The 23,299-nt window shown below is 69.4% G+C and carries 23 protein-coding genes; 14 read left to right on the forward strand and 9 right to left on the reverse strand.

Annotation, left to right across the window (positions count from 1 at the left end; all coding sequences use genetic code 11):
- Position 1: 1 nt before the first annotated feature.
- Together scpA and CFP71_RS17530 are read right to left on the reverse strand one after the other, a co-directional pair.
- Positions 2-2,170: a methylmalonyl-CoA mutase gene (gene scpA / locus CFP71_RS17525; protein WP_093934974.1), complete on the reverse strand. Its 2,169-nt coding sequence runs from the start codon at positions 2,168-2,170 to the stop codon at positions 2-4.
- Positions 2,170-4,032 carry a methylmalonyl-CoA mutase family protein gene (locus CFP71_RS17530; RefSeq protein ID WP_093934927.1) on the reverse strand — a complete coding sequence of 621 codons (1,863 nt, stop codon included), beginning with the start codon at positions 4,030-4,032 and terminating at the stop codon, positions 2,170-2,172. Before CFP71_RS17530 ends, scpA begins: the two co-directional genes overlap by 1 nt.
- Positions 4,033-4,139: 107 nt before the next feature.
- Here CFP71_RS17530 and CFP71_RS17535 point away from each other — a divergent pair, with 107 nt between their 5' ends.
- The gene (locus CFP71_RS17535; RefSeq protein WP_093934928.1) at positions 4,140-5,912 is read left to right on the forward strand and encodes a serine/threonine-protein kinase; all 1,773 of its coding nucleotides are present in this window, start codon (positions 4,140-4,142) and stop codon (positions 5,910-5,912) included.
- A gap of 365 nt (positions 5,913-6,277) precedes the next feature.
- Here CFP71_RS17535 and CFP71_RS17540 read toward each other — a convergent pair whose 3' ends face one another.
- Positions 6,278-6,919, reverse strand: coding sequence for a MerR family transcriptional regulator (locus CFP71_RS17540; RefSeq protein ID WP_093934929.1), 642 nt, complete (start codon positions 6,917-6,919; stop codon positions 6,278-6,280).
- A gap of 119 nt (positions 6,920-7,038) precedes the next feature.
- Here CFP71_RS17540 and CFP71_RS17545 point away from each other — a divergent pair, with 119 nt between their 5' ends.
- Genes CFP71_RS17545 through CFP71_RS17555 form a run of 3 tightly spaced genes read left to right on the forward strand, consistent with a single transcriptional unit; the run spans position 7,039 to position 9,219 of the window.
- Entirely contained in the window at positions 7,039-8,013 is a 975-nt protein-coding gene (locus CFP71_RS17545) for a hypothetical protein (RefSeq protein WP_093934930.1), read from the forward strand.
- Positions 8,010-8,441: an ABA4-like family protein gene (locus tag CFP71_RS17550; RefSeq protein WP_093934931.1), complete on the forward strand. Its 432-nt coding sequence runs from the start codon at positions 8,010-8,012 to the stop codon at positions 8,439-8,441. The genes CFP71_RS17545 and CFP71_RS17550 overlap by 4 nt, the downstream gene beginning before the upstream one ends.
- Positions 8,434-9,219 (forward strand): purine-nucleoside phosphorylase, encoded by a 786-nt coding sequence (locus CFP71_RS17555; RefSeq protein ID WP_093934932.1) that lies wholly within the window; start codon positions 8,434-8,436, stop codon positions 9,217-9,219. The genes CFP71_RS17550 and CFP71_RS17555 overlap by 8 nt, the downstream gene beginning before the upstream one ends.
- Positions 9,220-9,289: 70 nt before the next feature.
- Here CFP71_RS17555 and CFP71_RS17560 read toward each other — a convergent pair whose 3' ends face one another.
- On the reverse strand, positions 9,290-10,444 hold the full coding sequence (locus CFP71_RS17560) for a glycosyltransferase (protein WP_093934933.1): 1,155 nt from the start codon (positions 10,442-10,444) through the stop codon (positions 9,290-9,292).
- A gap of 29 nt (positions 10,445-10,473) precedes the next feature.
- On the opposite strand from CFP71_RS17560, the gene CFP71_RS17565 reads away from it, so the two are divergent.
- From CFP71_RS17565 to hisS, 8 genes are all read left to right on the forward strand, one after another.
- Positions 10,474-12,111 carry a phospho-sugar mutase gene (locus CFP71_RS17565; protein WP_093934934.1) on the forward strand — a complete coding sequence of 546 codons (1,638 nt, stop codon included), beginning with the start codon at positions 10,474-10,476 and terminating at the stop codon, positions 12,109-12,111.
- A 2-nt stretch (positions 12,112-12,113) separates the two neighbouring features.
- Positions 12,114-12,566: a flavodoxin family protein gene (locus CFP71_RS17570; RefSeq protein ID WP_093934935.1), complete on the forward strand. Its 453-nt coding sequence runs from the start codon at positions 12,114-12,116 to the stop codon at positions 12,564-12,566.
- Positions 12,567-12,969: 403 nt separating this feature from the next.
- Positions 12,970-13,362: a helix-turn-helix domain-containing protein gene (locus CFP71_RS17575; RefSeq protein WP_093934936.1), complete on the forward strand. Its 393-nt coding sequence runs from the start codon at positions 12,970-12,972 to the stop codon at positions 13,360-13,362.
- Positions 13,359-13,880 carry a hypothetical protein gene (locus CFP71_RS17580; protein ID WP_093934937.1) on the forward strand — a complete coding sequence of 174 codons (522 nt, stop codon included), beginning with the start codon at positions 13,359-13,361 and terminating at the stop codon, positions 13,878-13,880. The genes CFP71_RS17575 and CFP71_RS17580 overlap by 4 nt, the downstream gene beginning before the upstream one ends.
- Entirely contained in the window at positions 13,877-15,010 is a 1,134-nt protein-coding gene (locus CFP71_RS17585) for an MAB_1171c family putative transporter (RefSeq protein WP_093934938.1), read from the forward strand. Before CFP71_RS17580 ends, CFP71_RS17585 begins: the two co-directional genes overlap by 4 nt.
- Positions 15,007-16,215 carry an amidohydrolase family protein gene (locus CFP71_RS17590; RefSeq protein ID WP_093934939.1) on the forward strand — a complete coding sequence of 403 codons (1,209 nt, stop codon included), beginning with the start codon at positions 15,007-15,009 and terminating at the stop codon, positions 16,213-16,215. The genes CFP71_RS17585 and CFP71_RS17590 overlap by 4 nt, the downstream gene beginning before the upstream one ends.
- A gap of 257 nt (positions 16,216-16,472) precedes the next feature.
- Positions 16,473-16,862: a hypothetical protein gene (locus tag CFP71_RS17595; RefSeq protein WP_093934940.1), complete on the forward strand. Its 390-nt coding sequence runs from the start codon at positions 16,473-16,475 to the stop codon at positions 16,860-16,862.
- 36 nt (positions 16,863-16,898) lie between these two features.
- Entirely contained in the window at positions 16,899-18,185 is a 1,287-nt protein-coding gene (hisS, locus tag CFP71_RS17600; protein ID WP_093934941.1) for a histidine--tRNA ligase, read from the forward strand.
- 41 nt (positions 18,186-18,226) lie between these two features.
- Here hisS and CFP71_RS17605 read toward each other — a convergent pair whose 3' ends face one another.
- Genes CFP71_RS17605 through CFP71_RS17615 form a run of 3 tightly spaced genes read right to left on the reverse strand, consistent with a single transcriptional unit; the run spans position 18,227 to position 20,634 of the window.
- Positions 18,227-19,228 carry an aldo/keto reductase gene (locus CFP71_RS17605; RefSeq protein ID WP_093934942.1) on the reverse strand — a complete coding sequence of 334 codons (1,002 nt, stop codon included), beginning with the start codon at positions 19,226-19,228 and terminating at the stop codon, positions 18,227-18,229.
- 24 nt (positions 19,229-19,252) lie between these two features.
- Entirely contained in the window at positions 19,253-20,236 is a 984-nt protein-coding gene (locus CFP71_RS17610) for an aldo/keto reductase (RefSeq protein WP_208635978.1), read from the reverse strand.
- On the reverse strand, positions 20,233-20,634 hold the full coding sequence (locus CFP71_RS17615) for a MerR family transcriptional regulator (protein WP_093934943.1): 402 nt from the start codon (positions 20,632-20,634) through the stop codon (positions 20,233-20,235). The genes CFP71_RS17610 and CFP71_RS17615 overlap by 4 nt, the downstream gene beginning before the upstream one ends.
- Before the next feature lie 84 nt (positions 20,635-20,718).
- On the opposite strand from CFP71_RS17615, the gene CFP71_RS17620 reads away from it, so the two are divergent.
- Positions 20,719-21,312: a TetR/AcrR family transcriptional regulator gene (locus CFP71_RS17620; RefSeq protein ID WP_093934944.1), complete on the forward strand. Its 594-nt coding sequence runs from the start codon at positions 20,719-20,721 to the stop codon at positions 21,310-21,312.
- A 171-nt stretch (positions 21,313-21,483) separates the two neighbouring features.
- On the opposite strand, the gene upp is transcribed toward CFP71_RS17620, so the two are convergent.
- Positions 21,484-22,107, reverse strand: coding sequence for a uracil phosphoribosyltransferase (gene upp, locus CFP71_RS17625; protein WP_093934945.1), 624 nt, complete (start codon positions 22,105-22,107; stop codon positions 21,484-21,486).
- 10 nt (positions 22,108-22,117) lie between these two features.
- A complete protein-coding gene (locus CFP71_RS17630) occupies positions 22,118-22,558 on the reverse strand; it encodes a protein-tyrosine phosphatase family protein (protein ID WP_208635979.1) in 441 nt (146 codons plus the stop codon).
- A 106-nt stretch (positions 22,559-22,664) separates the two neighbouring features.
- On the opposite strand from CFP71_RS17630, the gene CFP71_RS17635 reads away from it, so the two are divergent.
- Positions 22,665-23,276 carry a DUF1707 SHOCT-like domain-containing protein gene (locus CFP71_RS17635; protein ID WP_093934947.1) on the forward strand — a complete coding sequence of 204 codons (612 nt, stop codon included), beginning with the start codon at positions 22,665-22,667 and terminating at the stop codon, positions 23,274-23,276.
- The last annotated feature ends 23 nt before the right edge of the window (positions 23,277-23,299 follow it).

Genomic DNA, 23,299 nt, shown 5'->3' on the forward strand with positions numbered 1-23,299 from the left:
GTCAGGACTCCTGGGCGGTCAGCTGTCCGATGAGGTCGATCGCCGCGTCGGCGATGACCGTGCCGGGACCGAAGATCGCCGCCGCGCCGGCCGCGCGCAGCTCCTCGTAATCCTGCGGCGGGATGACGCCGCCGACCACGACGATGATGTCCTCGCGGCCCTGGTCGGCGAGCTCGGAACGCAGCGCGGGGACCAGCGAGAGGTGCCCGGCGGCCAGCGACGAAACGCCGATGACGTGCACGTCCGCCTCGATCGCCTGCCGCGCGACCTCGCCGGGGGTGGAGAACAGCGGGCCGACGTCGACGTCGAACCCGATGTCGGCGAAGCCGGTCGCGATCACCTTCTGGCCGCGGTCGTGGCCGTCCTGGCCCATCTTCGCGACCAGGATCCGGGGACGACGGCCTTCCTCCTCGGCGAACTTCTCGACCAGCTCGCGCGCCTGCTCGACGTTCTCGGCCTTGCCGACCTCCTCGCGGTACACACCGGAGATGGTACGAATCTGGCCGGAGTGCCGCCCCCAGATCTTCTCCAGCGAGTCGGAGATCTCGCCGACCGTGGCCTTCGCCCTGGCGGCGTCGATGGCCAGCGCGAGCAGGTTGCCGTCGGACTGGGCACCCGCCGTGAGCCGCCGCAGCGCGTCCTGCGTCGCGTCCTCGTCGCGCTCCTCGCGCAGCCGCCTCAGCTTCTCCAGCTGCTGCGCGCGCACGCCCGCGTTGTCGACCTTGAGCACGTCGATCTGCTCGTCGTCCGTGACCTGGTACTTGTTGACGCCGATCACCGGCTGACGGCCGGAGTCGATCCGCGCCTGCGTCCGCGCGGCGGCTTCCTCGATGCGCAGCTTCGGGATGCCGGCGTCGATCGCCTTCGCCATGCCGCCCGCCCGCTCGACCTCGCTGATGTGGCCCCACGCCTTGCGGGCGAGGTCGTAGGTCAGCTTCTCGACGAACGCGCTGCCGCCCCACGGGTCGATGACGCGCGTGGTGCCGGATTCCTGCTGGAGCAACAGCTGCGTGTTCCGCGCGATGCGGGCGGAGAAGTCCGTCGGCAGCGCGAGCGCCTCGTCGAGGGCGTTGGTGTGCAGCGATTGCGTGTGGCCCTGGGTCGCCGCCATCGCCTCGACACAGGTGCGGACGACGTTGTTGTAGACGTCCTGCGCGGTCAGCGACCAGCCCGAGGTCTGCGAGTGGGTCCGCAGCGAAAGCGACTTCTGCGACTTGGGCTCGAAGCCCTTCACCAGCTTCGCCCACAGCAGCCGGGCCGCGCGGAGTTTCGCGACCTCCATGAAGAAGTTCATCCCGATCGCCCAGAAGAAGGACAGGCGCGGCGCGAACTTGTCGACGTCGAGCCCCGCGTCGACACCGGAGCGGATGTACTCGACGCCGTCCGCGAGCGTGTACGCCAGCTCCAAATCGGCGGTCGCCCCGGCTTCCTGCATGTGGTAGCCGGAGATGGAGATCGAGTTGTACTTCGGCATGTTCCGCGAGGTGAACGAGAAGATGTCCGAAATGATCCGCATCGACGGCTGCGGCGGGTAGATGTAGGTGTTGCGGACCATGAACTCCTTGAGGATGTCGTTCTGGATGGTCCCGGCCAGCTTGTCCGGCGAGACACCCTGTTCCTCGGCCGCGACCACGTACAGCGCGAGCACCGGCAGGACGGCGCCGTTCATGGTCATCGAAACGCTCATCTTGTCCAGCGGGATGCCGTCGAAGAGCTGGCGCATGTCGTAGATGGAGTCGATCGCGACGCCCGCCATGCCGACGTCACCGGCGACGCGCGGGTGGTCGGAGTCGTAGCCGCGGTGCGTCGCGAGGTCGAAGGCGACCGAGAGGCCCTTCTGCCCGGCGGCGAGGTTGCGGCGGTAGAAGGCGTTCGACTCCTCGGCGGTGGAGAAACCCGCGTACTGGCGGATGGTCCACGGCTGGTTGACGTACATCGTCGGGTACGGGCCGCGCAGATAGGGCGCGACGCCGGGATAGGTCCCGAGGAAGTCCACTCCGGACAGATCGTCGGCGGTGTAGACCGGTTTGACGCCGATGCCCTCCGGCGTCTCCCACGCGAGCGCGTCGGGGCCCTTGCCGGTGGCGGCGTGCAGTGCTTCGGTCCACTGAGGACGGTCGGCCGGGTCCGGGCTGCCGAGGTCGACACCGGCGAAGTTCGGGATGGTCATCACTGCACTCCGAGCTCGTTCAACGTGCCGGTCAGGACTTCGAGGGCGTCGCAGCCGGTGAAGAGGTAGCCCGTGACGTCCGGGTGGTCGCCGGGATTACCGGCGAGAAGCACCGATGTGGCGCCCGCTTCCTTCAAGGCCTTCGCGACGCTGTCCGCTTCCTCCGCGTAGGAGGTGTTGCTGCCGCAGAGGCAGGCGATCGTCGTTCCGCTGGCGCGGAATTCCGCGACGATGTCCTCCGGGGCACCGGGGTTCACCGCCTCGATCCCGCCCGCCTGGAACAGGTTCGCCGCGAAACTCGCCCGCCCGGTGTGCGCCGCGACCGGGCCGAGCGTGGCGAGGAAGACGCGGGGACGGCTGGGATGCGCGTCCGCCCGGTCCCGCAGGGCCTCGAAGGCCTCGGCGTACCGGTACCGGGGCAGGCCGCCGCCAGGCACGTCTTCGACGGCGTCACGGACGACCGTTTTCTCGGTCAGGTTGGGGAATTCGCTGACGCCGGTGATCGGATCGCGACGCGTCCCGATCCGCTTCGACCGCTTTTCCCAGGTCTCGGCGAGACGTCCGGCCAGCGCGCCGGAGGCCAGTTCGGCCTCGATCCCGCCCGCCGCCTCGATCGCGGTGAACTCGCGCCACGCGGCCTGGGCCAGGTCCTCGGTGAGGTTCTCGACGTACCAAGAACCGCCCGCCGGGTCGATGACACCGGCCAGTTTGGACTCCTCCAGCAGGACGGCGTGCGTGTTGCGCGCGATCCGCGCGGAGAACGCGTCCGGCTGGCCGATCGCGGCGTCGAACGGGAGGACGGTGATCGCGTCCGCGCCGCCGACCCCGGCGCCGAAACAGGCGAGCGTGGTCCGCAGCATGTTCACCCACGGGTCGCGCTGGGTCAGCATCGCGGGCGAGGTGACCGCGTGCTGCCGCATGCCCGCCCCCTTCCCGCCGGAGACCTCGGTGACGCGGGCCCACAGGCGGCGCGCGGCGCGGAACTTGGCGATCGTGAGGAACTGGTCGGCCGTGGCGGCGAGTCGGAACTCGAGCTGCGCGGCCGCGGTGTCGACGTCGAGCCCCGCTTCGGTGAGCGCCCGCAGGTACGCGACGCCCGCCGCGATGGCCGCGCCGAGCTCCTGCGCGTCCGAGCCGCCGGCCTCGTGGAACGGCAGGCCGTCGGCGACGATCGTCCGCACCTTCGGGTGACTCTTCGCGACCCGTGCCGCCAGCCGCGCGGCGGGCGCGAGGGGATGCGCCGTGCCGGTGCGCGCGGTCAGTCCGATCGGGTCGGCGCCGAGGGTCGCGGTGACCGCGCTCGCCGGGATCTCGCGTTCGGCGAAGAGGGTGAACAACTCGTTCGCGGCGGCTTCGTAGTCCTCGCCCGCGTCGAGGGTGACGGGCGCCAGGTCGACGTAGACCTCGTTCAGCGCGTCGCCCAGCTCGGCGACGGGGACCCCGGTCGCGCCGGCGCGCAGCCAGATCGAGCTGACGCCGCCTTCGAGGTCGGCGAGGATCGCGGTGTTGGTGACCTTGGCGTCGCGGCGGGCGTACCGGGCGCGGATGTCCCAGCCCGTCGTCACCGAGCCCTCGGGCCGGGCGCTTCTCACGAACGGCGGAAGACCGGGGAAGCCGGTTCCCTCGACGGTGTCTTCGGCGGTGTAGAGCGGCTGGATCTCCAGGCCGTCGTAAGTCCGCGTGACCAGCTTGCTTTCGGGCAGGCCTTCGAAGTCCTCCCCGATCGCGCCGCTCTTGCGCAGCACTCCGGCGACGAGCTCCCGCCACTGCTCCCGGCTCGCTTCCGGGAACTCGGCCGCGAGCTTCAGCTCGTCAGGCGCGTCGGGGGTCGGCACTGACTCCGTCTCGGCCACTTCCGTCATAACCAACGATGCTAACGGCCCGCAACTGCCCCTACCTGTGACGCTAGTCGCGCCGGAAGGGTGACGGCGCATAGGGCCGCCACGGGGGCATACGACACAATTGGGCCGTGCCGTCCGACACCACCGAGTCCCCCGAGAGCCCCGGCGAAGAGAAGCGTGTCGTCGCCGGGCGATATCGGTTGCGCTCGGTGATCGGCTCGGGATCGATGGGCACGGTCTGGTCGGCCTACGACGAGTTCCTGCACCGACCGGTCGCGGTCAAAGAGGTACGGATGCCGCCCGGCGTCCCGACCTCGCAGGCCGACGAACTGCGCGAACGCACCCTGCGCGAAGCCCGGGCGATCGCCGTCCTGAGTCACCCGAACGTGATCATCCTGCACGACGTCGCGCGCGAGAACGACGAACCCTTCGTCGTCATGGAGCTGCTGCCGTCGCGCAGCCTCGCGCACATCCTGCGCGACCACGGGCCGCTGACGGTCGAACAGGCGGCGGCCGTCGGCATCGCGGTGGCGTCCGCGCTCGAAGCCGCGCACGCCGCCGGGATCACCCACCGTGACGTCAAACCGGGGAACGTCCTGGTCGCCGGGGACGGCCGGATCAAGCTCACCGACTTCGGCATCGCGCGCAACGTCTCCGAAGCCACCATGACCCGCACCGGGATGATGCTGGGCTCCCCCGCCTACATCGCGCCCGAGGTCGCCTCGGGCGGCGCGGTCGTGCCGGCCGCCGACCTGTGGGGACTCGGCGCGACGCTGTTCGCCGCCATCGAAGGCTCACCGCCCTACGACGCCGACGGCGACCCGCTCGAAACCGTCGGCAAGGTCGTCAACGGGAAGGTGCCGAAGCCCGGCCCCGGCCCGCTGGCCGACGTCATCGGCGCGCTCATGAAGAAGGAGCCGTCGAAGCGGATCGCGCTGCGCGAAGTGCGGCGCCGCCTGTATCCGTTGCAGGCCAAGACGCTGATCGACCTCTTCCCCGCCGAGCTGTTCCACACGCCGGACGGCAAGAAGACCACCGCGCATCTCGACGCGACCGACACCCAGGTGATCAAGCCGGTCGCGCCGGAGAAGCCGGGCGAGGGCACGAGTTCCGAACTCGCCGCCGACCCCGGACCGCTGCCGTTCCTGAACCAGCCCGCCGCGGCACCCGCACCGCCGGCCGAACTCCCGCCGATGCCGACCGTCGTCCCGCTGCCGCCCCGCCCGCCGGGCCGGTCCGCGGCGGGCACCGTACTGCTGGCTTTCGCGTCGGTGATCGTCTTCCTGCTGGCGGCGGGAGGCGGGTTCGTGCTGGCCAGGACGGTCGGCGGGCAGGATCTGCGGCCGCCGGAAGAACTGCGGCAGGGCGACACGATCGTCACGCAGGCGCCGCCGAAACTGATCACGCAGCAGGGTGACGCCAGTACGGTGAACGGCCTCAAGGGCGGCCGGTTCACCATCGGCGTGCCGGAGGGCTGGCAGAAGTTCACCGCGCCGCACATCACCCAGGGTGTACCGAGCACCGTGGTCCAGTACGTCTCGCCCGACGGCCGCCAGGTCATCCGGATCGAGCGGCTGAGCGGTTTTCTGGCCGAGCGCCCGCCGCCCGCCTACTTCAGCTGGCTGAAGACGCAGCACCCGGACATCGACCCGATCGGCGAGCCGTCCACCGTGCCCGGCCGGGGCGACAGCAGCATGCGCTACACCTACCGGACGACCGAGCGCGGCGCCGCGACCAGGGACGCCACGAACGACACCGCGCGGCGTACGACGTTCATGGACCTGTTCAGCGGGGGCTCGGATCTGTGGATCTTTTCGGTGACCTCGCCGATCGAGCAGGAGACCTCGGCGAAGACAGCGGTCTTCGAACCCGTCGCGCTGTCGCTCATCGTCGACGGCTAGCCGCGCTTGGTCGCGGTTCCGATCCGTGAAGGCCTCCTCGCCTACTCTGAAGGTAAGGAAGGAGGCCTTCACTACCTTCGTGATCACCACGTTTCGTCCCAGCGCACCGACAGCCACAGTGGCCGGAGGCTTCCCGTCGCCCCTCCAGCCGGCATGTTGTGAAAGCCACTTTCGCAACGTTGAAGGTTGCGAAAGTGGCTTTCACAACATGCGGCAAGGCGTCGGCACGACCACCGCACCACGTCGCGCTGTCGCTCATCGTCGACGGCTAGCCGGGCGGAGCCTGCCGCGGCTGAAGGGGACTTTCCCCGCGTCCGACGTGGGGAAAGCGCCCTTCACCGCATGAGATGAGGGGAAAGTCCCCTTCAGCCCCCGTCGACGGCCTGCCGCGCGAAGTACGCCTTCGACGCGCGCTGCTGCGCCAGCCTGCGAAGCACCGAGAGCAGCCTGTCCCCGAGGACGGTCTCGACGACGGCGACCTCGATGATCCGCTCCAGTGACTCGATCCCGGCGATGCCTTCGAGGTCCAGGTCGGCGGTCCGGTCGGCGATCTCCGCGTAGTCGTCGAGTTTGTCGAGGTACCAGCCGTGCCCGACCTCCCGGATCGCGCACAGGACGCCGACGAGGGCCTGGATGACCAGGTCGTCGTCCTCCTTGCAGGGCCAGTCGCGCCGCTCGGCGAGGTCGCGGACCGTGGCGAGCGCCCATTCCCGGCTTTCCTCGTCGACGGCCTGACGCGTGCTCGTGATGCCCTGCTGGGCGATGCCGAGGATGCGGTGCGGGCTTTCCTTCCCGGCGTCGACCGCGGCGAGCACCTCGCCGACCGTCGCGAGCGAGAGGCCGCCGACGTCCATCAGCGCCCTGATCAGCTTGATCCGCTGGACATGCCCCTCGTCGTACTTCGCCTGGTTGGGACTGGTCCGCTCACCCGCCGGGAGCAGCCCTTCCCGCAGGTAGTACTTGATCGTGGCGACCGGGACCCCGGCTTTTTCACTCAGCTCCGCCATCCGCACGTGTGAGCTCTCCGATCTCGGGGACGGTTCCAGGGTCTTCCCTGAAGACTTCTCAGGATGGATAGTTTAGCTTCCCATAACGGAGAGCTTGACTATCCATTCTGGGAGGGACCATGACCATCTTGACCGATCTCCGTGACAGAACCCGCACCTGGCACCGTGGTTCGTATCGCTGCGGCCAGGCCTTCGCCGTGATCACCGCGCTGTGCGTCCTGGCCATGCTGATCGACCAGCGGACACTGGAAGGCGCGCCGATCTGGGCGAAACCGTTCAAATTCGCCGTCTCCGGCTCGCTGTACTTCTTCAGCTGGAGCTGGCTCGTCACGCTGCTGCCGAAGTTCCGGCGCACGGCGAGCGTGCTGACGAACGTGCTCGTCGTGATCTTCTCGGCCGAGTACGTGCTGATGGTGTTCCAGGCCGCCCGCGTCCGCGCGAGCCACTTCAACAACGCGACCCCGCTGGACAACACGATCTTCCAGACCATGGGCGGGATGGTCGCCGCGCTGTGGATGGTCAACCTCGTCCTGACGGTCGCCGTCATGTTCACCCGGCTCCCCGACCGCGCGACGCGATGGGCGGCCAGGATCGGCGCGATCCTCGGCACGATCGGGATCTCGCTGGCGACGCTGATGACCGGCCCCACCCCGGAACAGCAGGCCATGCTCGAGAAGACCGGCCAGTCCGCGATGATCGGCGCGCACACCGTCGGCCTCCCCGACGGCGGCCCCGGCCTGCCGATCCTCGGCTGGAGCACGGTCGGCGGCGACCTGCGGATCCCGCATTTCCTCGGTCTGCACGGACTCCAGGCGCTGCCGCTGCTCGCGCTCGCCCTCGGCGTCCTGGCCGCGCGCTACCCGCGGCTGCGCGACGACGTCGTCCGGCTGCGCCTGGTCGTGATCGCCGGTGTCGGGTACGCGGGTCTTCTCGCGCTGCTGACCTGGCAGGCGCTGCGCGGCCAGTCCATCGTCGCCCCCGACGGCCAGACGCTGACCGCCTTCGCCCTGCTCATCGCGGGCGTCGCCTTTAGCGGGCTAATCGCGATCCGGCGGCCGGCGAAGGACCGGGAGCTGGAGGTTTCCGTCCGATGAGCGTCGAGACCCTGTTCACCTGGACCTTCCCGCTGACGACGCCGTTCTGGCTGCTGATGATCTTCCTGCCGGGCTGGTCGTGGACCCGCCGGATCATGTTCTCGCCCTGGGTACCGCTCCTGCCGCTGATCCCGTACTTCGTGCTCGCCGTCGCGCACCTCGGCGAGCTCTGGACGGCGGTCAGCAGGCCGGACCTGGACGTGCTCAGCGCGTTCACCGGCACGCCGTACGGGGCGGCCACGATCTGGGCGCACCTGATCGCCTTCGACCTGTTCATCGCGCGGTGGATGTACCTCGAATCCCGCGAGCACCGGATCCATCCGCTGGTGACGGGCCCGATCCTGGCGCTCACGATCTTCCTGTCCCCGTTCGGGCTGGTGGCGTTCCTGCTCGTGCGAACCGTCCGGATACGCTCGTCGCATGAGTGAGAACGAGGTCGCGGCGGCCGCCGCCATCGCCGAGCGCACCGGCGTCGAGAAGCACGACATCGCCGTCGTGCTCGGTTCGGGCTGGCGCCCGGCGGCGGACGTCATCGGGGAGCCCGAGGCGGAGATCCCGCTGGGCGAACTGCCCGGATTCGTCGCGCCGGGCGCGGTCGGGCACGGGGGAACCGCCCGGTCGGTCCGCGTCGGCGAGAAGCGCGCGCTGATCATGCTGGGCCGCACGCACTTCTACGAGGGCAAGGGCATCGACCCGGTCGTGCACAACGTGCGCACCGCCGCGGCCGCCGGCGCCAAGACGGTGCTGCTGACCAACGCGGCCGGTGGCCTGCGCGAGGGCTTCCGCGTCGGGCAGCCGGTGCTGATCTCGGACCACCTGAACCTGACCGCGCGCTCGCCGATCGTCGGCGCGAACTTCGTCGACCTGACGGACCTCTACTCGAAGCGGCTGCGCGACCTCGCGCGCGAGATCGACCCTTCGCTGGAAGAGGGTGTCTACGCGGGACTCACCGGGCCGCATTTCGAGACCCCGGCGGAGATCCACATGCTGCGGACGCTCGGCGCCGACCTCGTCGGCATGTCGACAGTGCTGGAGGCCATCGCCGCACGCGCCGCCGGGGTCGAGGTGTTCGGGCTTTCGCTGGTGACCAACCTGGCGGCCGGGATGACCGGGGAACCGCTGAACCACGAAGAGGTCCTGGAAGCTGGACGGCAGTCCGCCACCCGCATGGGCACTCTCCTCAAGGAACTCGTCACCCGCGCCTGAGAAGTGTCATGAAAGGGTCTTTCAGGACGAAAAACGTCCTGAAAGACCCTTTCATGACATCCAGGGAGACTCAGCCCGCGAACTCGGGAAGCCGCTGAGCGACCTCCGCCGGCGACGGCATCGCCGCGACCTCGTCGGCGAGTTTCCGTGCCGCGCCGAGGACAGCGTCGTCGGCGAGCAGCTTGCGCGCCTGCTCGTGAATCGCGTCCTTCGTGGCGTCGGCCCCGATCAGCTGCGCGCCCACTCCGGCCGCGACGACGGCCTCGGCGTTCGTGAACTGATCCGCCCCCTGCGGAAGCACCAGCTGCGGCAGCCCGGTGCCGAACGCGCCCAGCGTCGTCCCGCTGCCACCGTGGTGGACCACGAGGTCCGCGTGCGGCAGGAGGTCGGCCTGCGGCACCCACGACTCGACACGGACATTGCCGGGGACGTCGCCCAGTCCCGCCGGATCCACCGTCGGACCGGCCGCGACGATGACGTCCGCGTCGATCCCCGCCAGGCCTCCGATGGCCCGCTTGAGCACGCCTTCGTCACCGAAAGCGGTGCCGAGGGTGAGGTAGATCAGTGGACGGCTCTTGTCCCGTCCGGCCACGCCCGCCGGGAGATCCCCGGGCTCGGCCCAGCTGACCGGCCGCAACGGAATCCGGTTCGCGCCGGCCAGGAAGTCCGGCGCCTGCACCGATTCCGGGCAGATGTCGACGACCGGGTCGCCGAACGAAGGCAGCTCCACGCCTTCGAAACCGACCTCCCCGGCGAATTCCGCGAGGCGGCCGTTGATGACGTCGATGACCTCGCCCGGCGAGAACCGGCCGAAACCGTGCCCGATCGCGGGGATACCGGCGAGACGGGCGGCGATGGCGCCACCGGCGTTGCCGCTTTCGTACACGACGAGATCCGGCCGATGCCGCTCGAGCAACGGCTCGAGATCGGCGACGAACCGCCGCGGCAGGACATTTCCGAACACTTCCCCGATAACGGGATAAAACGATTCGGGCGGGCCGTCCGTGGCCCGCGGCTCGGCATCGGGGCCGAAGAACGAAACGAACGCCGCGTGCATGCCGAATCCGGCGCTTTCCGCGACGAGACCGGCCTTTTCGACGACCGGCAGCATCTCGTCACCGGTGGCGAACAGGACGTCGTGCCCGGCGTCGCGGGCGGCGACGGCGAGCGGTAGTAGGGGATAGAGATGACCATGACTCACCAGAGAAGTGAAGATCAATCGCACCCTCTCCAACGTACCCGTAGGCTGACTCGGTGACGACTTCCTTGACCCCGGAGCTGCGGGACCGGACGTTCCGCTGGATCGCCGACGACCCGGACGACGATTCCCGCGTCGAGCTGCAGAACATCCTCGCCCGCGCGATGGGCGGCGAAGCCGGTGCGGCGGACGAACTCGCGGACCGGATGGCGGGCCCGCTCGAATTCGGCACCGCCGGGCTGCGCGGACCGGTACGCGCGGGACCCAACGGGATGAACGTCGCGGTCGTGACCCGCACGACGGCCGGCGTCGCGGACTGGCTGACCGCACAAGGACACCCGGGCGGGGTCGTGGTGGTCGGCCGCGACGCGCGGCACGGTTCGGAGGCCTTCGCCAAGGCCGCCGCCGAGGTGCTGACGGCCGCCGGTTTCGCGGTGAAGGTGCTGCCGGGACCGTTGCCCACGCCGGTGCTCGCGTTCACCGTGCTGGAGCTCGGCGCTGTCGCGGGCATCCAGATCACCGCGTCGCACAATCCCCCCGCCGACAACGGTTACAAGCTTTACGACGCGACAGGCGGCCAGATCGTCCCGCCGTCGGACGGCCTGATCGAGCGCGCCATCGAGGCCGCTCCCCCGGCGATCAGCGTGCCGCGCGAGCCGGGCGCCGAGGTGCTGGGCGACGAGCTCCGGGACGCTTACCTCGCCAAGGTCGCACTTCTTCCGCGCGGCCCGGAACGCGGGGTCAAGGTCGCCGCGACGGCGTTGCACGGCGTCGGCGCGGAGACCCTGAGCGCCGCGTTCGAACGCGCCGGATTCACCGAGCCGAGCCTGGTCGCCGAGCAGTCCACACCGGATCCCGACTTCCCGACGGTCGCCTTCCCGAACCCGGAGGAACCGGGCGCGACGGACCTGTTGCTGGCCTTGGCGTCCGAGGTGGACGCCGATCTGGCGATCGCGCTCGACCCCGACGCCGACCGGTGTGCCCTGGGTGTCCGCGAGCGGGACGGTTCGTGGCGGATGCTGCGGGGCGACGAGACCGGCGTCCTGCTCGGCTGGCATGTTCTGTCCACTGTGGATAGTTCTGATCCGCTGGTGGCCACGACGATCGTGTCGTCGTCGATGCTCGGCGAGGTCGCGAAGGAATTCGGGGCTCGCTACGCGGAGACGCTGACCGGGTTCAAATGGCTGGTCCGCGCGGGCGAAGGGCTCGTGTTCGCCTACGAGGAGGCGCTCGGCCTCTGCGTGAACCCCGGTTTCGTGCGCGACAAGGACGGCATCTCGGCCGCCGTGCTCGCCGCGGGCCTGTCCGCTTCCCTGCGCGCGGCCGGCCGCGGTCCGCTGGACGTCCTCGACGAACTGGCCGTGAAGCACGGCGTGCACGTGACGGATCAGGTCTCGCTGCGGGTCACCGATCTGTCGGTGCGGGAGAAGCTGATGGCCGGCCTGCGCGCCGCGCCGCCGGCGTCGCTGGGTGGCACCGACGTCACCATGGAAGACCTCCTGCCCGACGCCGACGTCCTGCGCCTGACCGGTGAAGGCCTGCGTGTCGTCATCAGGCCTTCCGGGACCGAGCCGAAGCTGAAGGCGTACCTCCAGGTGAAAGAGCCGGTCTCCGGCGAACTCGCCGAGGCCCGCACCGCCGCGGACGCCCGGCTGGCCGCGCTGCGGGCCGACGTCGAGTCCCGTCTGGCCTGACGATGCCCAAGCTGCTGATCGTCCACCACACGCCGTCGCCCTCGACGCAGGCGATGTTCGAAGCCGTGCTCTCCGGCGCGAACCATCCCGATATCGAGGGCGTCGACGTCGTGCGGCGTCCGGCGCTGGGCGCGACCGTGCCCGACGTCCTCGACGCGGACGGGTATCTGCTCGGCACACCGGCGAATCTCGGCTACATGTCCGGCGCGCTGAAGCATTTCTTCGACACCGTCTACTACCCGTGCCTGGACGCCACGCGGGGCCGGCCGTTCGGGTTCTTCGTGCACGGCAACAACGACACCGCGGGCACGGTGCGCGGCATCGAGAGCATCACCACGGGTCTCGGCTGGGAAAGCGCGACTTCTCCGGTGCTCGTCACCGGAGAACCGGGCAAAGCGGATTTGGAAGCCTGTTTCGAATTGGGCGGCACTCTGGCCGCCACCCTCATGCCCTGACCCTCCACGCGTTTCGTCCTCTGGATGCGGTAGTTCGCGATACCGACTACCGCATCCAGAGGACGAAGTGCGCTGAAAAAGTAAGGGGCCTGTCACCGGAAGCCCTGGGGGTCGACCTCCGGCAACAGGCCTAGGCCAAGGGTTCGCCGTGATGGCGATCAACCTTGGCTGCCCAAGCGTACTACATCCGGCACGATCTTGTGCACCCGCCCGGAAAAACGCCCCTCACTCCGTTGTCCGTGCACCCCCAGGGCACGGATTCCGGAGTGAGAGGCCGGAACACGGTGCGAAACCGCTTGACAACTGTAAACCACTGCATACATACGCTGTCAACAGCTGCGGACAGGCCGAATCGCGTTACACTCCGACTACGGAACGGGGCTATGGAACCGATGGGGGGATCATGTCGCCGGAGAGCACCTTCGCGCGGAAACTGACCGCGCTGATCGACTCGGCGCGCGCGGACGAAGGCGCGCCGCACAGCTATCGCGAGCTGTCCGCGGCGATCGATCGCGCCGGCGGGCCCGCCATGTCGCCCGCGTACCTCCAGCAACTCGCCACGGGCAAGCGGGTAAACCCGAAGATCCACTACGTCGAGGCGCTCGCCAGGCTGTTCGGGGTCCCGATCACCTACTTCTTCGAAGACCAGGAAGCACAGCCCGTCGGAGAGGCGAAGCTCATGGCCATGCGCGCGCAGGAGCTCTCCCCGCAAGGCCGTCGCCAGGTCATGGACCTGCTGGAACTCGTCGAGCGGTACGAACGCGCCGAGCGCGAGCAGCCGGGCGAGCGCCGATGAAGGAACGAGAGCTCCGCAAGCGCTGTCGCAAGATGCTGCACAACCTCGACATCGAGCCGCCGCTCGACGTCGGCGTGCTCTGCGAGCGGCTCGGCGAGCAACGCGGCAGGCCGATCCGGCTGATGCCGTATCCGCTGGAGGTCCCGGGCCCGTTCGGCTGCTGGATCGCCACCGGTTCGGCGGACTACATCTTCTTCCAGCAGGAGACCACGAAGTCCCATCAGGACCACATCATCCTGCACGAACTCGGGCACATGCTCGCCGATCACCATCCCGGCGGAGACGCCGAACCCGCCGATTTCCTGCGCGGTCCCGCCCCCGGTCTCGACGGCGACGCCGTACATCGCGCTTTACGCCGCACCTCCTACGATGAGGCGCACGAATGGGAAGCCGAGACCGTGGCGACCATCATCCTCGAATGGGCATCGGTCTTGAACTACACGATTCCCCGTCGCGCCGACGACGATGACGTCCGCCGCGTCCAAGGCGCGCTGGGCGACCATCAAGGGTGGCTGTGAACTCGCTGTTCTCCCCTCTCAACGTCGTGGCGATGGTGCTGTTCGCGACAGCGCTCGCCTGGCGGATCTACCAGACCTACCGGGCGCCGAGGGTCCTGTCGAACTGGGCGATCACCATCACGATCGTCTGCGTCGCCGGTTCGTTCCTCGCCCAGCAGAAGGTCATCTCCGGCTGGCTAGACGGGCTGACCGGCAGAGGCACCGGACGCCTGGTCAACAACGTCCTGCTCGCCGTCGGCGTCTGCGCGCTGCTGATCGTCTTCCTCGGTTCCGCGCTGGGCCCGCGCCGTCCGGGACGGGTCCTGTTCGAACTGCTCCCGCTGTCCGGCGCGATCGCGCTGATGCTGGTCGCGATGGCCGTCACCCCACCGGAGGCACGCGGGCTCGCGCTGAGCCCGAAACTCGTGCACGAGCCCGGCGTGGCGCTGTTCTACCTCGGCGCCGGGCTGTACCTGATCTACGGACTGTCCGCCTGCGCCTGGTGGATCTTCCGGTACATCCGCACCGCGGACCGTCATCTGCGGACCGGGCTGAAACTCAGCGCCGCCGGGCTGATCGCCCTGTCCGTGGGCAGTGTCTTCCGCGCACTCTACATCGTGATCGCGTGGGCGTTCGGGCCGTCGATCCCGTTCCTGCTCACCATCGCCGTCCCGTTGGTACTCCTCGGGATCGTGCTCTTCCTCGCCGGGATCACCTATCCCGGCGCCCGCGCGCGGTTCGCCGCGCTGCGCCGCCGTCGCCAGCATCGGCTGCACCACGAACGGCTCACCCCGCTGTGGACAGCGCTGGCCGAGATCTATCCGAACATCGTGCTGCGGACCACGCCGCAGGGGATGTGGGAACGGTGGCGTCCGCGCACGGTCCACCGCCGGTACTACCGCCGCGTGATCGAGATCCGGGACGGACTCGTGCAGCTGAGCCCTTACCTGGAAACCGATCTCACCGCCCTCGCCACCGACGATCCGCGCGCGGCGGCGGAGGCGCTGAAGACGGCGATCGCCCGGCAGGCCGCGGGCGAGGAGACCGACGGGCGGGCGAAACTCGTGCTCCCGGGCGGCGCCTCGGACATCGAATCCGACGTGCGGCCACTGCTCGCGCTCTCGGCCGCCGTCTCCCGGAACGAGGCATGACCGTGCAGCTTCTCCTGACAGCGGACCGGATCCTGCCGCGGCCGAGCACTCCTGTCGAAAACGGCGCCGTCCTCGTGGCGGGCGACCGGATCCTCGCGGCCGGCCCTCGCGCCGAGGTCGTCGCACAGGCGTCGCCGGACGCGGAAAGGCTCGACTTCCCGGGCGCGACGCTGCTGCCCGGCCTGTTCAACGCCCACGTGCACCTGGCTTTCGACGCCACCCGCGAGATGCTGCCGAACTTCCTGGCGAGCGGGGACGACGCCCTGCGCGCGGGCGCCGAGGACCGCTTGGGGCAGTTGCTGCGCAGCGGGGTCACGACCGTGCGGGACCTCGGCGATCGCGACGCCTTGGGCGCGCGCGTCCGAGCCGGACTCGAAGCCGAAGGCACGGCCGCCCCGCGTCTGCTGACCGCGGGAGCCCCCTTGACTGTCCTCAATGGACACTGCCATTTCTTCGGCGGCGAGGTCGGTGACGACGCCTCCGTACGCGCGATGATCGACGCCAACGCCGCCGCGGGCGCCGACGTGATCAAGGTGATGGCCAGCGGCGGGCAGATCACCGAAGGCGGCGCGGACATGTGGGAGTCCCAGTTCGACGTCCGGGCCCTGCGCCTGATCGTCGAGCACGCGGCGACCCACGGGCTTCCGGTCGCGGCGCACGCCCACGGCGCGGACGCGATCGAGGCGTCGGTCGAAGCGGGCGTCGCCACGATCGAGCACTGCACCTGGATGACCGGCCCGCAGCGCCAGGACAGGCGCGAAGGCGTCGCCAAACGCATGGCGGCCGAGGGCATCGCGGCGTGTTCGACCAGCAGCCGCAACTGGCGGACGCTGGCCGAGCGCATGGGCGAAGAACTCGCGAAGACCGTCTACGGCAGGCTTTCCTGGCTGGAGGAGCTGGGCGTCCCGCTGCTGGCGGGGACGGACGCCGGGCTGCCCGGCTCGGTCTTCGACGATCCCGTGGGCGCCCTCGAACTCTACGAATGGCTCGGTTTCGGCAGGCGGCGGATCCTCGAGATCGCGACCGAGGACAGCGCCGCCGGGCTCGGCCTCGGCGACGTCACCGGACGGCTCGCCCCCGGTCTGAGCGCCGACGTCCTGGTGGTCGACGGCGACCCGCTCGCCGACCTTTCCGCCCTCCGGAACCTCCGCCTGGTGCTCGCGCGCGGGCGGGCCTTCGGGTTGGAACCGCAGGCGTCTTACTGACCTGCTTCGGACGACACGCGTGACTGGATGGACGACACACGTGATCCGATGGACGACACGCGTGTCCAGATGGACGCCGCGCGGCGGGCCCCAGCCTCACTTGTGTCGTCCGTCCGATCACACGTGTCGTCCATCGGATCACACGTGTCGTCCATCGGATCACGTGGAGGGCGGACCAGGCCGGACGCCAACTTTGGTGACAGCGTTTTAAAACAGTGTTATCGTTGCCTTCCTCCACCACCACGAAGGGATCGACCATGGAAGGCCCGATCAGGCTGTTCACCGTCATCGCGCTCGTTTCGCTGCCGACGGTGATGTACGGCGGCTACGCGCTGATGGGTGTCCTGCGCGACAGGAAACTGACCGAACACCAGCGCGGGATGTTCCGCGCCGGGCACGCCCACGCCGGCGTCCTGCTGGTCCTGGCGCTGGTCGCGCTCCAGATCCTCGGGCAGACCGGGCTGCCGGACGCCGTGCTGTGGATCGTCTGCTTCCTGCTGCTATTCGGCGTGCTCGCCCAGTCCGGCGGCTTCTTCCTGCACCTGGCGCCGGGCAAAGGCAAGCTCGGCGGACGCGTCACCGGCGCCGGGGCCGTCCTGCTCGGGGCCGCGATCCTGACCACCGCGTACGGCGTGGCCTTCCCCTGACAAAAGCCCTGGCGGCCGCTCGTTAAGCTTGCTGACGTGCCTGAATACCTGCCGACAGCCCCCGCCAAGGGGACCCGCGACTTCCTGCCCGCCGAGATGTCCGTCCGGACGCAGGTGTTCGGCCATCTCTACGACGTGCTCGAACTGCGGGGTTTCCTCCGCTACGACGGGCCGATCCTCGAACCCGCCGAGATCTACGAGCGGAAGTCCGGGCAGGAGATCGCGGATCAGCAGTTGTACACGCTGACCACCAAGGGCGGCGAGCGGCTGGCGCTGCGCCCGGAGATGACACCGTCGGTCGCCAGGATGATCGCGGGCAACGCCAAGTCGCTGCAGTTCCCGGTGCGCTGGTACAGCCACCCGAACTGCCACCGCTACGAGCGGCCGCAGCGCGGGCGGGTCCGGGAGCACTGGCAGATCAACGCGGACATCTTCGGTTCGGACAGCGCGAACTGCGAGATCGAGATCTTCGAGCTCATCCACGACATGATGGAGGCGCTCGGCGCGACCCCGGACATGTTCCAGGTGCGGGCGAACGACCGGAACCTGCTCTCCTCGGCGCTCACCGACATCGTCGGCGTGACCGCGGAGCAGTTGCCGCAGGTGTTCACCCTGGTGGACCGCTGGGAGAAGTCGGACCGCGCGAAGCTGAGCGACACCGCGACCGAGATCGGCCTGACCGAGAAGCAGTTCGAGAAGCTGGCCGAGATCCTTTCGTCCGGCGCCGCGCTGCTCGACGAGCTGCCCGAACAGGTCAAGGAGAACTCGAACCTGGTGAAGGTGCTGAACAGCGGCGCCGCGAACCTGATCAAGTTCGACCCGATGATCGTGCGCGGGCTCGCGTACTACACATCGACCGTGTTCGAGGTCTTCGACACCTCGCCGGAGAACCGCCGGGCCCTCTTCGGCGGCGGCCGGTACAGCGACCTGGCTTCACTGTTCACGTCGCAGCAGATCCCCGGGATCGGCTTCGGCATGGGCGACGTCACGCTGATCGACTTCCTCGACACCCACGGCCTGACGCCACAACCGCGCAGCGAGACCGACGTCGTGGTGATCCCGGTGGTCGAGGAGCTCACCGACGCCGCGCGTGAGGTCGCGGGGCGGCTCCGCAAGGCCGGGCTGCGCACGTCCACGCCCGTCGAACTCCGCAAGCTGGGCAAGGAACTCACCCGGGCCGACAAGGCCGGGGCGCGGGCCGTGGTCATCGTCGGCCAAGAGGACTGGGACGCCGGAAACGTGACGGTCCGCGGTCTCGCGACGCGCGAGCAGCAGACCGTCGCCGTCGATGGCGTCGTTTCGGCGGTCAATTCCCTTCTCTGACAACGAAAACCGGCGCCATGATCAGGGCGCCGGTTTTCGTTTCAGCGCGACAGCGTCTTCATGGACGCTTCGGGGTACCGCTCCCCCGCGACCGCGTCGGCCGGGACAGCCGCCTCGATCGCGGCCACGTCCTCGGCGGTCAGCTTCAGACCGACGGCCGCGACGTTCTCTTCGAGGTACTTGCGCCGCTTGGTGCCCGGGATCGGCACGACGTCGTCACCCTGAGCCTGCACCCAGGCCAGCGCGAGCTGCCCGGCGGTGACGCCCTTCCTCTCGGCCAGCGCGCGCAGCGCCTCGACGATCGCCAGGTTCCGCTCCAGGTTGCCGTCGGCGAACCGCGGCTGGAGCGTCTGCCGGAAGTCACCCTTCTCGAAGTCCTCTTTGGACTTGAAGCGGCCGGTGAGGAAACCGCGGCCCAGCGGGGAATACGGCACCAAGCCGATGCCGAGCTCCCGGCAGGCCGGGACGACCTCGTTCTCGATGTCGCGCGACCACAGCGACCATTCCGTCTGCACCGCCGTCACCGGATGCACGGCGTGCGCCCGCCGGATCGTCTCCGGACCGGCCTCGGACAACCCGATGTGCCGGATCTTCCCCTGTTCGACCAGCGAGGACAACGCGCCCGCGGTCTCCTCGATCGGCACGTCCGGGTCGACCCGGTGCTGGTAGTAGAGGTCGATGTGATCGACGTTCAGCCGACGCAGCGACGCCTCGACCTGTTGCCGCACATAGAATTCGTCGCCGCGGATCCCGCGCTTGGTCGGTTCGGCCTCGTCGCGCACGATGCCGAACTTGGTCGCCAGCACGACCTTGTCCCGCTTTCCGGCCAGCGCGCGGCCGACCAGTTCCTCGTTGCGGCCGAAGCCGTACATGTCGGCGGTGTCGATCAGGGTCACGCCCAGGTCGATCGCGCGGTGGATCGTCGCGATCGATTCGGTGTCGTCGCCTTGGCCGTAGAACTCGCTCATGCCCATGCAGCCGAGCCCCTGCGCGCCGACTTCCAGTGTGCCGAGCCCGCGGGTGGGCAGGGTTGAACCCGTCATGATTTCTCGCAATTCTCTGGTGTTTTACTTGCCGGCCGCGCGGGCGAGCCGCTCCGGGTACCGTTCACCGGCGATCGCCTCGACGGGCGCGGCCTTTTCGATGGCCTCGATGTCCACTTCGGACAGTTCCAGCTCCGCGGCGGCGGCGTTCTCTTCGAGGTACTTGCGCCGCTTGGTGCCCGGGATCGGCACGACGTCGTCGCCCTGCGCTTGGACCCACGCCAGCGCGAGCTGCCCCGCGGTGACGCCCTTCCGCTCGGCCAGCGCGCGCAGCGCCTCGACGATGGCCATGTTGCGCTCGAAGTTGCCCTCGGCGAACCGGGGCAGCCCGCGGCGCATGTCGTCCGCCGGAAGGTCCTTCACCGAGGTCACGCTGCCGGTGAGGAAACCGCGGCCGAGCGGTGAGAAGGGCACGACACCGATGCCCAGCTCGCGGGTGGTCGAGCGGATTTCGCCTTCGATGCCGCGCGTCCACAGCGACCATTCGCTCTGCAGCGCCGTCACCGGGTGCACGGCGTGCGCGCGACGGATCGTCTCGGCGCTGGCCTCGGAAATCCCGGCGAAGCGGATCTTGCCCTCCTCGACCAGCTCCGCGAGCGCGCCCCAGGTCTCCTCGATCGGGGTGTTCGGGTCGACGCGGTGCTGGTAGTAGAGGTCGATGTGGTCGACGTTCAACCGGCGAAGGGACTCTTCGCAGCTCTGCTTGACGTACGCCGCGTCGCCGCGAGCGGACATCCCGCCGTCCTTGTCCCAGACGATGCCGAACTTGGTCGCCAGCACGACCTGATCCCGCTTGCCCGCGATGGCCCGGCCGACCAGCTCCTCGTTCGCGCCGGCGCCGTAGACGTTCGCGGTGTCGAGCAGGTTCACGCCCAGTTCGAGGGCGCGGTGGACGGTGGCGATCGACTCCGTGTCGTCGTCGCGGACGCCGTAGGCCTGGCTCATCCCCATGCAGCCGAGCCCCTGCGCCCCGACTTCCAGACCGCCGAGCCTCCTGGTGCTGATCACGCTGAAATTCCCTCCACGGTGGCGCCGATGCCGAGCACGCTGCGCTCCACCTGGTCGTAGTGGTCGATCTTGTAGTCGAGGATGTCGAGACAGGCCTGCAACTCGGCGATCCGGTCGGCGACGGATTTGCGCTGGTCGACGAGGATCGCCTTGCGCCGCCCCGCGCTCGGCGCCCCGTGGTGGCGCAGGGCCGCGTACTCCCGCATGCGCTTGATGGGCATACCGGTCAGGCGCAGCTTGGTCAGGAACCCCAGCCACCCGAGGTCGTCGTCGGTGTAGGCGCGGCGGCCCGCGGCGTCCCGCGCCGGGGGCTCGACGAGTTTGATGCGCTCGTAGTACCGGAGAGTGTCGATGGACAGTCCGCTACGTCGCGCGGCTTCCGCTATCGAGTAGCTCATGTGAACGACAGTACGACCTGGAGTGCGCTCCAGGTCAACTCCGAATCCGAGCCATTGATAACAGCGTTGCGTTACCCTCTGCTCATGCCCCGTCCCAGGACGCACGACGAGAACCTCCGGCTGAAACTGCTGGACCGCGCCGGTGAGCTCATCTCGGCCGACGGCCCGAAGGCCCTCAGCCTCCGCAAACTGGCCGCCGACGTCGGTACGTCCACCACCGCGGTCTATTCGCTCTTCGGCGGGAAGACGGATCTGGTCGCCGCCCTCTTCACCGAGGGCTTCCGCCGCTTCGGCCTGCGGATGTCGGGGGTTTCCCTGACCGGCGACCCGGTCGAGGACCTCGTGCGGCTCGGCGTCGCGTACCGCGAAAGCGCGCTGGCCGACCCGCACCTCTACGCGATCATGTTCACGAAGTCGGTGCCGGGTTTCGAGCCGGCCGAGGAGACGTCCGGCCAGGCCCGCGCGACGATGGCGCCGCTGGAGGAGACGATCCGCGCGGCCGTCGCGGACGGCGTCTTCCTCGACGTGCCGCCCGAGGTCGTCACGGTGGCCTGCTGGGGCTTCGTGCACGGGCTCGTGTCGCTGGAGCTGAACGGGAACCTGCCGGAGGAGTTCACCGTGAGCGCGGCTTACGAGACCGCGCTGCGGGCGAACGCCTCCGGCTGGCTGCGCCGCTGAGGCCCTCCTCCGCCACTTCGCGTTTAGCCCGCTAAACGCGATCTGCCCCTTCCCACCGGAAGTCCGTGAAGGCCTCCTTGACTACCTTCAGGGTAGGGAAGGAGGCCTTCACTACCCGCGGCCTCGCCGCTTCGCGGATCGCGTTTAGCGGGCTAAACGCGATCCGGCAGGTCAGACGGCGCCGTACTGCCGGTCTCCCGCGTCCCCGAGACCGGGCACGATGAACCCGGAGTCGTTCAGCCGCTCGTCGATGCTCGCGGTCACCACGCGCAGCGGCAGCCCGGACTTCTTCAGGTGCTCGATGCCTTCGGGCGCGGCCAGCGCGCAGATCGCGGTGACGTCGGTGGCGCCCCGGTCGGTCAGCAGCCGGATCGTGTACTCCATCGACCCGCCGGTCGCCAGCATCGGGTCGAGCACCAGCACCGGCCGGTCGGCGAGCGATTCGGGCAGCGATTCGAGGTACGGCGTCGGCTGCAGCGTCTCTTCGTCGCGGGCGAGGCCGACGAAGCCCATCTGGGCGTCCGGGATCAGCTTGTGCGCCTGGTCCGCCATGCCCAGCCCGGCCCGCAGCACGGGCACCAGCAGCGGCGGGCTCGCCAGCGCGTAGCCGTCGGTGCGCGCCACCGGCGTGTGGATCCGCTCGATCCGCACGGGCATGTCACGCGTGGCTTCGTAGACCAGCATGACGGTCAGTTCGTGCAGCGCCGCGCGGAAGGCGGCGCTGTCGGTGCGCGCGTCGCGCATGGTGGAGAGCCTGGCCTTGGCCAGCGGGTGATCAACGACGTGCACATCCATGCGAGTCAATTTACTGCCGCGCGAACCAGCCGACCCAGCGGCGCTGCCACGGCGTCTCCACCGAACGTTTGTCGTGGTTCGCCCGTGCCCAGGCCACGGCCTCGTCGGCGGTCAGCCCGCCGAGTGTGGCAAGACAGGACAGCACGGTGCCGGTCCGGCCGACCCCGCCGTAACAGGCGACCTCGACGCCTTCCCCGGCCACGGCCCGCTCGTGCAGGTCCACGATCCGCCGCCGCGCGTCCGCCCAGTCCGTCGGCAGCAGGAAGTCGGGCCAGCGGATCCACGCCCGCTCCCAGTCCATTTTGTGATCGTGCTTCCGGCGCAGCTTCGCGCCGCCCAGATACAGCCCGAAATCCGGCGAAGGTCCGTCCGGCCAGGGCCGACCCAGGCCCCGTCCCCGCACTTTCGCCCCGTCCGGCAGCTCCACGGCGCCGGGTAGTGAGTTCCCCATGACGGGAGAATGCCACCCCTCGGCCGGAAGGTGGACGCCTGGCCCCTCCACCAGCGCTAGGCTCCCGCACGTGAGCGAAGAGCCGGCCTTGCCAGGACCCGAACAGATGCGCATCTCCGACGCCGACCGCGAGCAGGTCGCGCAGGTGCTGCACGCGGCGATGTCCGAAGGGCGCATCACCATCAACGAGCTGGAAGAACGGCTCACGGTCGTCTACGCGGCCAAGACCGTCGGGGACCTGAAACCGGTCACGGCGGACCTGCCGCGGCAGTCTCGGTCGGCGATCGAGCCCGCGACGTCCCGCGCGCTCGGCCTGCCCGACGACCGCATCGGCGGCCACCCGGGCTCCGGCGCCTCGATCGCCGTCATGTCCGGCGCGTCGCGCAAGGGCAGCTGGGTGGTCCCGCCGCAGCACAACAGTTTCGCGTTCTGGGGTGGCGCCGAACTCGACCTGCGGCACGCGCGGTTCGCCGAGAAGCACTCGACGATCACCGCGGTCGCGATCATGGGCGGGATCGACATCATCGTGCCCGACGACATCAACGTGGACGTCACCGGAATCGGCTTCATGGGGGCCTTCGAACTGGAGGATCGCGCCGGGACGCCCGCCGCGCCGCCGACAGCGCCGACGGTGAAGATCACCGGCCTCGCGTTCTGGGGCGGCGTCGTCGTCAAGCGGAAACCGCGTAAGAAGGAAGTACCCGAAATCGAGATCTGAGCCGAACTGGGGGGGGTTCATCC

Origin of the sequence: Amycolatopsis thailandensis (genome assembly GCF_002234405.1) — a bacterium.
In the GTDB taxonomy this organism is placed as follows: Bacteria; Actinomycetota; Actinomycetes; order Mycobacteriales; family Pseudonocardiaceae; genus Amycolatopsis; species Amycolatopsis thailandensis.